General features: G+C 47.8%; 16 protein-coding genes. 6 read left to right on the plus strand and 10 right to left on the minus strand.

The annotated features are described in order from the left end of the window. Window positions 1-112: 112 nt before the first annotated feature. The 3 genes from Q0372_RS03950 to Q0372_RS03960 all read right to left on the minus strand — a co-directional run bounded on the left by Q0372_RS03950 (window position 113) and on the right by Q0372_RS03960 (window position 2,218). Window positions 113-316, minus strand: coding sequence for a hypothetical protein (locus tag Q0372_RS03950; RefSeq protein WP_005869903.1), 204 nt, complete (start codon window positions 314-316; stop codon window positions 113-115). Window positions 317-389: 73 nt separating this feature from the next. Beyond that, window positions 390-1,130, minus strand: a complete 741-nt coding sequence (locus Q0372_RS03955) for an EI24 domain-containing protein (RefSeq protein WP_298102834.1) — start codon at window positions 1,128-1,130, stop codon at window positions 390-392. A 398-nt stretch (window positions 1,131-1,528) separates the two neighbouring features. After that, the gene (locus tag Q0372_RS03960) at window positions 1,529-2,218 is read right to left on the minus strand and encodes a dUTP diphosphatase (RefSeq protein WP_298102837.1); all 690 of its coding nucleotides are present in this window, start codon (window positions 2,216-2,218) and stop codon (window positions 1,529-1,531) included. 80 nt (window positions 2,219-2,298) lie between these two features. Between Q0372_RS03960 and Q0372_RS03965 the strand changes: the two genes are divergently transcribed. Continuing rightward, window positions 2,299-2,712, plus strand: coding sequence for a hypothetical protein (locus Q0372_RS03965; protein ID WP_298102840.1), 414 nt, complete (start codon window positions 2,299-2,301; stop codon window positions 2,710-2,712). Between the two features lie 322 nt (window positions 2,713-3,034). Here the strand turns inward: Q0372_RS03965 and Q0372_RS03970 are convergent, their stop codons facing one another. Continuing rightward, window positions 3,035-3,244, minus strand: a complete 210-nt coding sequence (locus Q0372_RS03970) for a 4-oxalocrotonate tautomerase family protein (RefSeq protein ID WP_295153095.1) — start codon at window positions 3,242-3,244, stop codon at window positions 3,035-3,037. A 106-nt stretch (window positions 3,245-3,350) separates the two neighbouring features. Between Q0372_RS03970 and luxS the strand changes: the two genes are divergently transcribed. From luxS to Q0372_RS03985, 3 genes are all read left to right on the plus strand, one after another. Beyond that, window positions 3,351-3,854 (plus strand): S-ribosylhomocysteine lyase, encoded by a 504-nt coding sequence (gene luxS, locus Q0372_RS03975; protein WP_298096438.1) that lies wholly within the window; start codon window positions 3,351-3,353, stop codon window positions 3,852-3,854. Window positions 3,855-4,421: 567 nt separating this feature from the next. Then, window positions 4,422-4,760, plus strand: a complete 339-nt coding sequence (locus Q0372_RS03980; RefSeq protein WP_297901978.1) for a cupin domain-containing protein — start codon at window positions 4,422-4,424, stop codon at window positions 4,758-4,760. Between the two features lie 163 nt (window positions 4,761-4,923). Then, window positions 4,924-6,375, plus strand: a complete 1,452-nt coding sequence (locus Q0372_RS03985; RefSeq protein WP_298102843.1) for a DKNYY domain-containing protein — start codon at window positions 4,924-4,926, stop codon at window positions 6,373-6,375. 525 nt (window positions 6,376-6,900) lie between these two features. On the opposite strand, the gene mnmA is transcribed toward Q0372_RS03985, so the two are convergent. The 6 genes from mnmA to aroQ form a co-directional block, all read right to left on the minus strand. Continuing rightward, window positions 6,901-7,932 carry a tRNA 2-thiouridine(34) synthase MnmA gene (gene mnmA / locus Q0372_RS03990; protein ID WP_298102846.1) on the minus strand — a complete coding sequence of 344 codons (1,032 nt, stop codon included), beginning with the start codon at window positions 7,930-7,932 and terminating at the stop codon, window positions 6,901-6,903. Next, window positions 7,929-8,534, minus strand: a complete 606-nt coding sequence (locus Q0372_RS03995; RefSeq protein ID WP_298102852.1) for a TIGR00730 family Rossman fold protein — start codon at window positions 8,532-8,534, stop codon at window positions 7,929-7,931. Before Q0372_RS03995 ends, mnmA begins: the two co-directional genes overlap by 4 nt. Before the next feature lie 115 nt (window positions 8,535-8,649). Next, window positions 8,650-9,834 (minus strand): P-loop NTPase, encoded by a 1,185-nt coding sequence (locus Q0372_RS04000; protein WP_298102854.1) that lies wholly within the window; start codon window positions 9,832-9,834, stop codon window positions 8,650-8,652. Next, entirely contained in the window at window positions 9,816-10,367 is a 552-nt protein-coding gene (folK, locus tag Q0372_RS04005; protein ID WP_298102857.1) for a 2-amino-4-hydroxy-6-hydroxymethyldihydropteridine diphosphokinase, read from the minus strand. The genes Q0372_RS04000 and folK overlap by 19 nt, the downstream gene beginning before the upstream one ends. After that, window positions 10,364-11,389 (minus strand): M24 family metallopeptidase, encoded by a 1,026-nt coding sequence (locus tag Q0372_RS04010; protein WP_298102862.1) that lies wholly within the window; start codon window positions 11,387-11,389, stop codon window positions 10,364-10,366. Before Q0372_RS04010 ends, folK begins: the two co-directional genes overlap by 4 nt. A gap of 14 nt (window positions 11,390-11,403) precedes the next feature. Further along, complete coding sequence (aroQ, locus tag Q0372_RS04015) at window positions 11,404-11,871, minus strand: type II 3-dehydroquinate dehydratase (RefSeq protein WP_297893957.1); 468 nt, start codon at window positions 11,869-11,871, stop codon at window positions 11,404-11,406. Between the two features lie 172 nt (window positions 11,872-12,043). On the opposite strand from aroQ, the gene Q0372_RS04020 reads away from it, so the two are divergent. Together Q0372_RS04020 and sppA are read left to right on the plus strand one after the other, a co-directional pair. Next, the gene (locus tag Q0372_RS04020; protein WP_298102864.1) at window positions 12,044-13,261 is read left to right on the plus strand and encodes a metal-dependent hydrolase; all 1,218 of its coding nucleotides are present in this window, start codon (window positions 12,044-12,046) and stop codon (window positions 13,259-13,261) included. After that, entirely contained in the window at window positions 13,249-14,121 is an 873-nt protein-coding gene (sppA, locus tag Q0372_RS04025; protein ID WP_298102867.1) for a signal peptide peptidase SppA, read from the plus strand. The genes Q0372_RS04020 and sppA overlap by 13 nt, the downstream gene beginning before the upstream one ends. Window positions 14,122-14,361 lie beyond the last annotated feature (240 nt).

The following is a 14,361-nucleotide window of genomic DNA, read 5'->3' on the forward strand; positions in this document are numbered from 1 at the left end:
AGAATTTTAGAATTTTAGAATTTTAGAATTTTAGAATTTTAGAATTTTAGAATTTCGCGGCGCGCAGATTAATAGACAAATTAAAACGCGCCGCAGCAGGTGGCGCTAGCAGCTAGTTTGCAGCGTCTTGAAGCTCCTCTTCGATCTCGGAGTTGCTCTTTACGACCATGCCTGAGCCGTGGATGACGCTAGGCATGCAGGATGTGCAGATATGCACCGTCTCGCCGTTTTTATGCGCTTTGATAAAGACCGCATTTTCATCGTCGCTGCTTTTTAGCGAACAAATATTGCAAATGTAAATATCACCTGATTTCATAGAAATCCTTTCTTAAAAAATTTCGCACTATTTTATGAAAATTTCAAAATTTTTCATTGATTTTAGTTAATCTTTAGTGATTTTTATTGCGGGCGCTTTCGTCTATCAGCACTATGTGCGTCAAAAAGATGATGAAAAATAGCTGGAAAAATAATCCTACCAGCGGGATCAAACACAGCAGATAAAAAATAAAAGCGCTTAGGGCAAATTTATATCCGCCGCCCATTTTATAGCAGCGCTCGAAGCTTTTCGCGCTTAACGCGTTTGAAGCGACGTCGATTAGAACCAGCTTGTAATAGATATAAAAAAACGGCACGTTGATTATGAATAAATTTATTACCGGCACGAACAAAAGCACCGAACAGATAAATAAAATCGCTAAAAATTTTAAAATTTCAAGGCTCATCAGCTTCAGTACTCGCGCCATGCTTGCTTCATCCGCGCGGATTAGGTGGTAGTGGCGGGCGTTGATCTCTTTAGTGACTGCGGGCGTCAGAAAGGCCGCGATGATAAGCGCGCAAAACACGCTAAGCATCAGCACCGCAAAGCTGGCAAACACCGAAAAAATCGCGCCGATAATCCACTTCGTAGCAGCAAAGCTTAGAATTTTTGCAATTATTGGGAAGCGTTGCTCGTCCAAGAAGCTAAAATCGCCGCTTTGCGCGCCCTGCGAAAGTGCGTCAAAAAGCTCTTTGCCGCCGAAAAATGCGAGCGTACCTAAGATTATGAGCGAGCACACAAGTGGTAGTAGCGAGAGCAAAATGAACTTTCGCGTAAAAAAATCCTGCTTTGCCAAATTAAAAATTCTACCCATGTATGCTCCTATTTGCGTTATTTTAGCGACTTTTGCGACGGAATTTGAGCTGAGTAATTTGGCTGCCGCACCGCGCCTCATCAATCCGCCCGCTTGGCGCAATCTCTTGCTTTAGCCGGCTCATCCCGCTTTATAATACGAAATTTATGCTTTGATCGCTCGCCATCCCCGCGTTTAATTTGCTCATTTATAGTGTGTAAAGATTTTGCCTGTTGCAAATATTTATTTGCTTGCTGCGCGGAATTTTGCCACTTTTATGCAAGCAAAGCATTGCGTAAAATTTTAGGTACAAAACTGCAGAATTCCAAATCAAAACCCTTTTTTAAAATTTGCCTGCCGAAATTTTATAGGTGGAATTTTAAAATTTTAAAGATAAATTTCGCAAGCAAATCCAGACTTCACCTCGTCGCGTCGTAGATCTTTTGCAATTGCTCGTAAATTTCGTTTGCGCTTACCGCGCCTTTTGATAGCACCTCGATTAGCACCTCGTTATCTTCAAGGTCTCCCCAGATTTTGCGGTAGTTGCCCTCTTTGTAGCCGTTATTTTGGCGGAATTTATTTAGCACGTTTTTGCCGATATATTTGGCAAAAAGTATGTCTAAGCTCACGCCACATTTAATCGCAACGCGAAAAAAATCGGTCAGCAGCTCGCCGATTTGCAGCTCAAAGCCGCTCGTTTCGTGGATTATGAGCTCGATGTCGTTTACGATTTCGTAGATGCTGTATTCGCGCACGTCGTAGGCGTAGGAGCTAAACTCCGCAAATCCGCTTACTGCCGTGACGTCACTTACGATGTGATCGATGTCTTTGCTGCCGTAATATTGCTCTAAAATATAGCTCATCACGAAGTGCCAAATATCAACGATCTCGATGACGATATTATTCACGTCCGGCGCTGCAGAGATATTTTTCCAATGCTTCCACGCAAAGCTATCGATGAGCTCTGCGCATTCCATATAAATGCAGCGCTTCCAGTTGATAAGTTTGCCGTTTTTTGTGTAGCCGTCCTCCCAGCCCACGCCATTTGTTTCGTCGTTTAGGGCTTGCTGCATCAAAAACATCTCTTTTACTTTTTTATAATTTTCCATAAAAATTCTCCTAATTTTGGCTCGCAATTATAGCTAATAAAAGAAAATCATTGTATAATTTAACAAAAAGGAGGCTTAAAATGTGTGCCGCTCAGGATAAATTCGACGAGTTTTTAGGCAGGATGAAACTTCTATCTCTCGGAGTTTTGCGCAATAATCTGCCATATTGCTGCAGTGCATTTTATGCCTATGATCCGCAAAATAAGGAGCTCATTATCGCAAGCGCGAGCGACTCCGAGCATATTAAAGCAGTCTTTGCCAACCGCGGAGTTGCGGCTACGGTCGCACTGGATACGAAATTTGTAGGTAAGATCAAAGGCGTGCAGATTTGCGGCCATATCCGTAGCGCGGATGAGCGCGAAACCTCGCTATATCTTAAGCGCTTCCCGTTTGCGCGCGCGATGGAGACTGATTTTTTTACGATCAGAATTGATTGGATGAAAATGACCGATAATACTCTAACTTTCGGCAAAAAACTAATTTGGGAACGCTAGCTCGCTAATAAATCGTCTATTTATTTTTACGAAATTTTAAACTTTGCGAGGATTAAATTTTATCTGGTAAAATTTTTAAAACTTGCATAAATTCTATCTTGTCTATTTTTCAAAGAATTTCACCATTAGATCCGCTTTAAAATTTTCGCTCGGTTGGTTTTTTGGAATTTTGCAGCATAGAATTTAGCGTAAAATTTCATTTTGCAAGCGGGGATTATCGCAAATTTTATTTCCTTAAAAGCGGAGCCTGCCACGTAGAATTTCGCATGAAAATTTTAAAATTCTAAAATTTAACTTTTCAAAGTTAGCTTGACGCGCGAGCTTAGCTCTGCCGCTCCCTGATTTCGCTTACTAGCCGCCCGCCAATCGCGTAGTCGTCAGTGGATATTTCGTCTATCGTCACGACCGTGGTTTTCTCGCCCCTGCCCAGCACGGCTACGAGGGCGTCGGTGAGGTCTTTTACGAGCTTTGCTTTTTGTTCGCGACTTAAGCCGCCACGTTCTTTGGTGATTTTGACGTTTATGTAGGGCATTAATTCTCCTGAAAATAAACGCAATTGTAACTAAAATTTCGTCTGTGCGCCTGAAAGTGCGGAATTTTATGTTAAAATCGCCGTGATCTGAATTTAAGGAGAAAATATGCCATTGCTGGATAGTTTTAAAGTCGATCATACTCGCATGAATGCCCCCGGCGTGCGGCTCGCAAAGAGCATGCGCACCAAAAGCGGCGATAAAATTAGCGTCTATGATCTGCGGTTTTGCCGCCCGAATTTAGAGATCATGAGCGAGCGCGGCACCCACACGCTGGAGCATCTTTTCGCTGGCTTCATGCGCGAGCACCTAAATAGCGCGGACGTCGAGATCATCGATATCTCGCCGATGGGGTGCCGCACGGGCTTTTATATGAGCGTGATCGGCGCGCCCAGCGAGAGCGCCGTCGCAGCGGCGTGGAGCGCGAGCATGAAGGATATTTTGGGCGTGGGCTCTCAAGCAGAGATCCCCGAGCTGAATAAATTTCAGTGCGGCACCTTTGCGATGCACTCGCTAGCAGAAGCTAAACAGATCGCGCAAAACGTACTAAATAAGGGTATAGGCGTGATAAAAAACGACGAGATCGCGCTGGATCCAAGCAAGATAAAATAGTTTTGAAATTTAAGAGATAGCGCAAAATTCTAACGCTATCTCTTTGAACTCCCGCTCGGCTCGTGATCAGTATGTTACGCGCTATAAAAACATTATCGTAAAATATGCAAAAATTCGAGGCGCAAAAATGCGTATCTGCTAAAACAAGCTGGAGGTAGCATCTATTTATAAACCGACTTGGAGCTTGCTGCAAAGTCTGCGCCATGCGAGGTCTTTGATAAAAGCTACGATTTGGCTTTAATCTGGGTAGCAAAAGCGCGCAAGCAAAGCTCATATCAAATTTAATAAATTTATCTAGCAGAGCAGTTTTAAATTTAGAGGAATTTTTAAAATTCCGTCTTAAATTAAAGCCGAAATTCTATCCACAAATACCATTCTTATGCGTCTTCTTACTTTTAGATGCGATCTTCAATTCTCCAAAAAAATCGCACAGTAAAATTTGAATTTAAAATCTTTATTTAAGGTTACGTTGCGAGTTTGGCGCTTGAAATTTCACTTTCGCTGCACGAAAAGAATGCTAAAATTCCGCGAAACTGCGCCGGATGCGGTGAACTTAAAGGAGAGAAAATGCAAAGAATTTTTCATATAAAAGATGCTATTTGTAGCGACGAGCGAGCCGTAAAAACGACATTTTTTACTACGGAGGCCACTTGCGGCGCGGTTTGGATCGTCAAACGCGGCCAGGTCGTAGCGCCGCATATTCACCCAGACGGCGATGACGTGTGGATTTGCTTAAGCGGACGCGGCGTGTTTTATCCGAGCAAGGGCGAGGAGGTGCCGATCTGTGCGGGCGATCTAATCATTTCCAAAAGCGGAGAGTGCCACGGTATGAAAAATACGGGCGATGAGGATTTTGTGTTTGCAAGCGTTACGGCGCCGATTCTGTGCGGCTACGAAGCGATTTGAATTAAAATTTGCCAGAGATTTTGTGGTATTCGCAAAATAAATTAGCGCCGCAAAGAGTTGAATCAGAATTTGTCCGTAGCGTTAAATTTCATAAATTTAGTCGCGCTTTTGTACAATTTCAAGTGCCGCGCAATCTGCGGCGAGATTAAATTTGAGGCAAAAGATGTATGAGGATTTTACGCAAGAGCTAAAGGACGAGCGCGCGCAAAAGAAGCGCAAAGCTAGGGCGCGCGAGGCAGAAACAGATCGCAAGCCTGTACGAGACGCGCCTCGAGGTATGCCGCTTTGGCGCAAGATCGTGCTTGGCGCGACATTTGTATTTGCGGCTTTTAGCGTGCTCGCTCTGTTTGCGGTTATAAATTCCGCAGACGACTACTCGCCGCAAGAGCAGATCAAATACAGCGATTTTTATAAAAAAGATGGCGAAATTTACGCCCTCGTGGTGGGTGCGGGCTATTTTGTGATACCGGGCGCGGACGCGGCGAGCTTTCGGGTTTTGGATTTCGGCTCCGGCTACCGCTCCAACGTCGCCGCGGATAAAAACGCCGTATATTGCGGAAACATCGCGATGAGCGAGCTGGAGCCCGCGCGCACGAAAGCTGTGGCGTTCGGATACGTAAGCGACGGGCGGATTAGTTATTTTTGCGACGGCGAGGCGGTGTGGAACGACGCGCTGGGAGCGCTTAAACTCACTTATGAAACCTTGGCGCATATCTTTTGGGATGCGCCCAAGCCGCAAAGCTACCTCTATAAATTTAAACGCATGGACGCTACGGATCTGCGCCAAATCGCGGGCGTGTATTACGCTGCGGAGGGCTCGCGCGCGTTTTATAAAGGAGAGGTTTTGCCCGGCGCCGATGCCGCGAGCCTGCGCCGGATAGAGGGAAGCGATGGGCGCGCTAGCGGCGTTTATGCCGCGGACGGCACGAACGTGTATTTTAAAAACCTGCGCCTTGACGCGCGCGATAACGGCGGGCATTACGAACTTTTGAGGCAGCGGTTGGACTATTTTTTGTGGGATGCGAAAAGCGGCGACGTTTTTGCAAACGATTTAAAATTTGACCCAGCCGCCGCGCCATATACTCCGCTAAATAGGCAGCTTGCGCATTCAAACCATCTGCTTTTTGCCTCCCTTGGCGGCATCTATTATTTCGACGAGAATGACGGAAAGCAAAAGCGCGCGGCAGACAACCCCTTTGAGGGCGAGGTTCGCACGCTTAGCGGCAGCGTATTTCAAAGCGGCGAGCGGATATATTTTTTAGAAGGCGCCGAAGTTTGGGGCGGCGGCCGCAGCAGTCGTAGGATGGTCGCTCGCAAAAGCGGGCTTTTCGCGCTCGATCTGCCGCACGAGTGGCGCAAGGTAGGCGGCGTGCACGGCGGGCTATACGGCTGGATCTATTCAAACGGCGGGCGATTTTTCTACTTCGACGATCTGGGCTCTTCGCAGCTGATAGATCGCTGCATTTATGAGATCAGGGATCTAGATTTGGTTGAAATTTTGCTTCAAAAAAGTAGCTTTGGCACGAGTAAAATTCGCGAGATGATAAAGAGCGGCGGGCTTGAAGCGGTCGACGGCGAGCTGCTTTTTGAGGTAAAGACGCGGGTGGAATTTTAGCCGCGATTTGAGCACAACTCGAGCATGGAAAGTGCTGCTAAATTTTAAATTTGATTTTATTTCGGCATAAATTTGTAAAATTTAAATGTAGTCGTGGGCTCTAGCACAGGTTTAGAATTTCATTGCAAATCGCTTTAAGAGGGAGCGCGCAAATTTCGTTTCGCGTCGTCGCGACGGCTCGCGAAATATTTTGTATCGGTCGCGATTTTTGCGTCGCGGCGCGCTTGGATAAGGCGTCGCCGTAAATTTTATTTTAGCGCCGCAGCTTTCGTAAAATTTCGCTAGCAGTGCGGGCAACGCGGCGACAGAGCGTAAATTTAAAAGCCTCAATCGCAAAGTTGCACGCATAAAATTTGCGCGCTGAGCTTGCGAGTGAAATTTAAAGGCGCGGATTCAAAAGCGTAAATCTCTTTTTCGATATAAAATTTAGCAGAGCAAGTGTAGATCAAACGGCGCGATCAAAGCGCCGTTTTGCGAGCAGATGAGGCCCAAGCGGCGCCGAAAGCGAGCATCGGATGTGAAGCGCTATTTTATAAAGCCGCTTGCCACTACGCGGTCGCGCTCGTCGTAAAAAACCGCGAGCTGTGCCGGAGCGATTCCCGCTGCGGGTGCGGACAGCACGGCATGCACGCCGCCGTCTTCGCGCGGCGAAATTTTAACGGGGAGTTTGGCGCTGCGGTAGCGGATCTTAACGCCGAGACCCGGCATATTTAAAATTTCATCCCTGCTTAAAAAGGCGTTGAAATTTTCGGTGTCGAACTCGTAGGTCGCCAGCTCGTCCTTGCCGCCCACGACGATCTCGTTTTTGCTCGAGTCGATGCTTAGCACGAAGTGTGGCTCATGCGCGCCGTGTACCGTAAAACCGCGGCGCTTGCCGATCGTGTAGTGCATGTAGCCCTCGTGAGTGCCGATGGCGTTGCCCGCGCGATCGCGCACGATGCCGGGCATTTTGGTGCCCGTATGACGGTTCAAAACGTCGATGTAGGTGGTATCCACAAAGCAGATCTCGCTGCTTTCGCTCGCAGAAGCGATCTGCGAAAGCTCCGTATAGGCGCGCGCGGCCTCTTTGACGTCCTTTTTATACATCCCCCCAAGCGGAAAGAGCATGAACTCAAGCGCGGTGGGATCGATATTTGCTAAAAAATAGCTCTGATCTTTGCTAAGATCTACAGCGGCTTTTAAAAGCCCGTCCTTGATGCGGACGTAATGCCCCGTAGCTAGGCGCTCAAAGCCCTGCTCGCGCGCAAATTCCAAAAGCTTGCCGAGCTTTATACGGCGGTTACACAGCGCGCACGGATTTGGCGTAAGACCGCCGATATATGCCTGCACGAAGGGCTCGTAAACGTCGCGGTTAAAATCATCCTGCAGATCCAAAATATGGATTTTTATGCCTAAAAACTCGCCCACCTTGCGGACTTTGGCGATGTTTGCTTCGTGATAGCCCGGCTTTGCGTGCAATTTCATATAGCAGCCCTGCACCTCGTGCCCTGCATCCTGCAGCAGCTTCGCGCACATCGAGCTATCCACGCCGCCGCTCATCGCGACTAAAATTTTCATTCGTTCTCCTTACGTCGCACATCCGTTAAAATTTCATCCACGCTGTCGCAGAGCATGAAATTTTGCAGATCGCTTTCGTTTATCGCACCAGATTTTAGCAGTGAAGTGCGGAAAAACTTCATTAGCGGCGCGTAGAATTCCTCGTCGTAAAGATAGATCTGCGCGCGCTTAAAGCCCGTCTGCACCAGCACTAAAATTTCAAAAAACTCATCCAGCGTACCAAAGCCGCCTGGAAAGATGACGAAAATTTCGCTGTTTTCGATAAGTGCGCCTTTGCGCGGTGCAAATGCCGAAAATTTCGCGCCCTGCGTCAAAAAGCCGTTGCTTTTTTGCTCAAACGGTAGCATGATGTTAAAGCCCACGCTGTGCGTTTTCGCGCGCGAGAAAGCGCCTTTGTTCGCGCCCAGCATAATCCCACCACCGCCGCCCGTGATGATCGCGTATCCCATATCCGCAAGCGCAGCGCAGAGGGTTTGCGCGTCTTTTACGTAGCGATTGTCCTCGCTAAAGCGCGCCGAGCCAAAGATCGTGGCGCTTTTGCCCACGTTTTTGAGATTGTCGCGGGCGATTTTGATGTCTTTTAAAATTTCTTTTAATTGCATGATTAATCTATCTTTTATGTATATTATTTAAAATTTTAACTTTAAGAATAGCATTAAATTTTTAAAATTTCGTTTAAAATAGTAGAATTTACGTGATTTAAAATCTCATCGTAAATCATACTAGGTTGCTAAGCTTTCGTAAGAATCCGCCGACGCCGCGGTAAGCGTTCATATCGATCGGCTCGCAGCCCTGTTTGCTCAAAAATCGCGAGACGCTCTGCTTAAGCGCGATGGTAGCGGGCGAAAACGGATAGTGCGAGTTAAAAAGCGCGCGATTTTGTGAGCAGACGGCTACTTGTTTGCAAAACGGCACAAAGCCTAGCAGTTTAAAGCCCAGTTCGCTTATATTGCGGTGCGCAACCGACTTTAGATTTTCGTAAATCATCACGGCATCATCCTCGCTCGCGGTGAAATTTAGCAAAAACAAAACCTCTTTTTTGCTCGCCCCAAGCGTCTTTAAAAGCGCGTAGGTATTGCTGATCGAGCAGGGTTCGTTCGCGCACAGCACGATATTTTCGTCGCCGATGCTCAAAAAATCTCCAAGATACTCAAGCCCCGCATCGATCAAAATAAAATCGAAGATTCCTGCCTCTTTCAGCTCACTTGCGAAGCGAGCGGGGCTTTCGTGAGCCTTTGCGTTTGCGGAATTCCCGGCTTCTTCGGGATTTGATGAGCGGGCGGAATTTTTCATTTCATCTTTACTCGCGGAATTTTGAGAATTCTCGTTATGGATTGAATTTTGCTTGGTGAAATCATCGCTTTTAAAATTCTCTAGGCTTTTTGATTCTGTAAAATTCCATCCATCTTCGCAATTTTGCGGCTTTTTGGCTGCACAATTCGTAGAATTTTTTGCAGCGCTTGCTATTGAATTTGAAGCGGCGAAATTTTCTGAGTTATTTTTGCCATCAGAGCTCGTGAGCTTTTGCGCGTAATTGTGCGAGCCGCTACTTTCGTCGTCTTGCGAGTCTTGCGCGCTATCCGTAGAATTTTGCATGACGTAATCGTCCGCGCTAGAGCTTGCGTTTTTGATAGAATTTTGCGAGGACGCGGGATTTTGTGAAGCAAGCGCGGGCGAAACGAGCGTTAAATTTTGAGAAATTTTTACCGCGACAGCGCTTGGCAGCGAAATCCTCTTTCTTTGCAAAGCGTTTAAGATGATCTCTTGATTGTTTAAATTTGGCGCTTCTATGATCGCCGTGCGGTAGCCCTGCTCGCTTAGAATTTCGGCGAAATTTGCTGCAATCACGCTCTTGCCGACTCCGCCCTTGGCGCTTAAAAAATTTACGATTTTAGTTTGCATATCAGTCCTCTTTTAAATTTCATCTCTTCAAGTGGCAAAATCACGCTTATGCGCTCGCAGGCACCCGGATGCGGCAGCACGAGCTGCTCGCAGGCACGCACCTTCGCGCTTGCATATAAAATATCCACATCCAGCGTGCGCGGCGCGTTTTTAAAGCTTCTTTTGCGCCCAAATCGTAGCTCCGCGCGCTGCATAATTTTAAGCAATGTAAGCGGCGGCAGAGAGCTTTGCACGAGCATTACGGCGTTTAAAAAATCGGGCTGATCTAAAAAGCCGAACGGCCTGTTTTTTAAGATCGGGGAATTTTGCGCTACGAAAAAGCGCGTATCGCTCTGTAAAACGCGATAAAATCGCTCGAAGCGCCGCTTGACATCTCCTAAATTCCCGCCGAGTCCAAGCAGGTATAAATTTTTAAAATTTCCGCGCTCGCGGCGCCTCATCGGGAAAACGGCGCTTTTTACGACGCACAGCGCGTCCGCGCACTCGTAAAATCCGTTTTTCTTAAGCTGCATGTTCACCCGAGCTACTCTCATAAAATTTCAGCCCCGTTTTCGCGTACGACCACGACATCCTCGATACGCACGCCAAACTCGCCGGGCAGGTAAATCCCCGGCTCCACGCTAAAGACCATCCCCTCTTTTAGCACGGTATCTCCGCGCTTTGAGATGAACGGAAGCTCGTGGATATCGACTCCGACGCCGTGTCCCGTGCTATGGAAAAACGCCTTACCAAAGCCCTGGGCGGCGATAAAATCCCTAGCCGCCGCGTCGATCTCGCGCGCCTTTTTGCCAGGCATGACTGCAGCGATTGCCAGAGCTTGCGCCTCTTTTACGATCTCGTAAATTTCTTGTCGCTTGGCGTTTCTAAAATTTTGCTCTTTGCCGAAGTTAAAATTTTCGTCAAAGCACGCCGTACGCGTCCTATCGGAGCAGTAGCGATTAAATTTAACCCCCGCGTCAAGCAGGAGCAAATCGCCCTCTCTCAGCCGCTTTTTACTAGGCAGAGCGTGCGCCTTGGCGGCGTTTTCGTTGATCGCGACGATAGGCAAAAAGCTAAGCGCTAGCTCGCCCTTTTTCTTAAAGATGAGCTCGGCGTTAAAAAACAGCTCTTCTTCGCTCATGCCTTCGCCCTCGGCGCGCACGAACGCGGCAAATTCGTCAAATCTTTCCGCGCCTAGCTGCGCCGCTTGCTTTAAAATTTTTATCTCATCCTCTGATTTTATTATGCGCGAAATTTGCGAAAAATTCGCCCGCGCCTTAAATCTTACCCCAATCCCTTTGCTTAGCGCCCCCCACTCGCCCGCGCTAAAATCGTACGGGTTATACGCGAGCTCCTTTACGCCAGCCTTTCGCAAAAACAGCCGCGCGTCTTTTATCAAACTTCGCTCGACCTCGATAACCTCGGTGTCTTTGCAAAGCTCGCGCGCCTCGATGCTATAACGCGCATCGGTGAGGAAAAATTTGCACCCAGCAAGACTCAAAAATATCGCGTTGTCGCAGCTGTATCCGCACTCGTGGTAAAGGGCATTTTCGTCCTTTAGGATAAAATTTTTCAAATTTAATCCCAAACTTATTTGGCTTTCTGCTCGGCTCTGGCGGCTTTGATCTGCTCAAAAATTTGAATCATTCCGATCATCGCCAGATGGTATCCCACGGGGCCAAACCCGATTATCTGACCCGCAGCAACGGGCGCTATTAGACTTTTTTGTCTAAGCTCCTCCCTGCGAGCGATGTTTGAGATATGCACCTCGATCACAGGCAGACTGACTGCGGCGAGCGCATCGCGGATAGCGAGCGAAGTGTGCGTGTAGGCGGCGGGATTGATGATGATGCCGTCGCAAGTGCCGAAGCACTCTTGGATCTTATCGACGATCTCGCCTTCGAAATTGCTCTGGAAAAACTCGATCTCGTTGCCGCTCTGATCGGCGACCGCCTTCATCTGTTTATGGATGTCCTCCATCTTCATAACCCCGTAAATAGCGGGCTCGCGCATACCAAGCATATTGATATTCGGTCCTTGAATCACCATAATTTTCATTTTTACGTCCTTGTTTTGAAATTTAAGCAAAAATTATAACCAAAGCGAGCTTATTTTTTACTATGGCGCTAAATTTGCCCGTTCAAGCCCGGTCGCTAAAATTTTATCTCTAAATTTAGCACGGAAGAGAATTTTATGCTAAAATCACGCGCTGTTTTAGATAAGGAAAACGATGAGAATTTTAAGGGCGAAGTGGGTTCTTGTTTGCGATGAGAATTTTAAAATTTTAAAAGATGGCGCGATCGTCTTTGACGAGAAGATAATCGAGGTCTGCGCCTTTGCGAGTGCGGCGCGCAAATACCCGCAGGCCGAAATTTTGGACTTTAGCGGCGACATAGCGATGCCTGCGTTTATAAATCCGCACGTGCATTTGGAATTTAGCGCAAACAAAGGCACGCTGCGCTACGGCGATTTTTTGGAGTGGCTCGGTAGCGTCATCGCCTCAAGGCAGCAGCTTGACGCTGCGGCGCGCGGACGGCTGATCTTGGAGCAGATCGCTGCGATGATGCGAAGCGGCGTGGGCACGATCGGCGAAATTTCAAGCTTCGGCGGCGAGGCTGAAGTTTGCGCGCAAAGCGGCGTTAGAACCGTGTTTTTTAATGAAATTTTAGGCGCGAGCAAGGATGCTGTGGCGGAGAATATTTTTAAATTTAAGCAGCGTTTTGAGCACTCAAAGGCGTTTGCGAGCTCGCTTTTCATCCCCGCCGTGTCGGTGCACTCACTGTATTCGACGCACCCGCAGATTACGAAGTTTGCGACGAAGCTTGCCCGCGAAAACGGGCTTGCTATAAGCACGCATTTTATGGAGAGCTCGTATGAGCGGCAGTGGCTGCGCACGGGTCGAGGTAAGCTTAAAACCTGGCTTGCTAAATTTAATCCTGCGCCCGCGCCTTTTTACTCGCCGCAGAGCTTTGTAGCGCATTTTAGCGGGCTTCGCACGCTCTTTACGCATTGCGTTTGGGTGGATGATTTTAGCATCTTTGATCCGAAGCTCCACTCGATTACGCACTGCGCGCGCTCCAACCGCCTGCTTAGCAAAAAGCGGCTAAGCTTTAAAAAGCTGCTCGCAAGCGGGCTTAATTACAACATCGCTACCGACGGGCTTAGCTCGAATTTTAGCCTAAGCTTTTTAGACGAGCTGCGCGCAAATTTAATGATACACGACGAGCTGGGCCTAACAGATCTGGCGCGGGCGTTACTTTTAGGTGCGACGAGAAATGCGGCAGCCGCGCTTGGGTTAAATTTAGGTGAGCTGAGAGCCGGCAAGCTCGCCGATATTGCCGTTTTTGAAGGCATTGAGTGCGACGAAGCTCAGCTGCCGCTACAGCTCATTTTGCAGAGCAAAAACGCAAAATCACTTTTTATCGAAGGAATGAAATGCAATTTCTAAAGAATATCTTTGCGCCGATCGGCGCCGTGCTCGGGTTTATCAACAAATACTTTAAATCCTTGATTTTTCTGCTTATTTTGTTTTTGATTTTCGCAGGCGGCGAAAGCGCGCAGCAAAAGGGCGCGAATCTCGCTCAGCTTTCATTAAGCGGCGCGATAATGGACGATAGCGAAATTTTAGAAAAGATCGAAACCCTGAAAAACGACGAGGCGATCAAAGGAGTGCTTCTGCTGATCGATAGTCCCGGCGGCGCGCTAAGCCCGAGCGTAGAAATTTCGCTGGCCATCAAATCCCTAAACTCGCGCAAGCCAGTCGTCGCCTATGCCAAGGGCACGATGGCGAGCGGTAGCTACCTAGGCGGCGTGTGGGCGAGTAAAATTTACGCAAATCCGGGCAGCTTCATCGGCTCCATTGGCGTGATCATGCAGGGCTTAGACGTGAGCGAAGCGGCCGCTAAGTTAGGCTTTGCCGAACAGATCGTCAAAGCGGGTGAGCTCAAAGAAGCGGGCACGATGATGAGAAAATGGAGCGACGCGGAGCGCGCAAGTCTGCAAGCTCTGGTGGATGAGAGCTACGAGCTATTTACGCGCGAGGTGGCGCAGGCGCGCTCGCTGGATCTTAGGAAGCGCGATGCGTGGGCGAATGCGAGAGTATTTTTAGCTAGCGGCGCAAAAGGCATCGGGCTCATCGACGAGGTGGGCTCTTTGGAGGACGCTAAGAGTGCGCTCATAAAGGCTAGCGGCGTAGCAGATCCGATCTGGCAGGAGCCCTCGGCGTATGAAAAGATGATGGACAAGTTAGCGAATAAAAGCGAGAGTTTGGTACGCGGGGCGTTCGGCGCGAAGCTGATGGCGTATTAGAATTTTAGAAATTTCGTAGAAATTTTAAAATATGAGGGAATTTTAAAAGTAGAATTTTGTATGCAGAAGCACACTGGGTTTGATTACTTTTAAATTTCCTCGCTTTTTCATTTGGCGTTTCTTTAAAATTTTACCATTTTTGTGAATTTTTTCTTCGTTTAAGAACTCCTCATTTTTTACCAATTATTCAGCCCCCTTTAAGCATCGCTCCTGTATAATCACAATTCTGTTTCGCACCGA

Source organism: uncultured Campylobacter sp. (assembly GCF_937997405.1).
GTDB lineage: Bacteria > Campylobacterota > Campylobacteria > Campylobacterales > Campylobacteraceae > Campylobacter_B.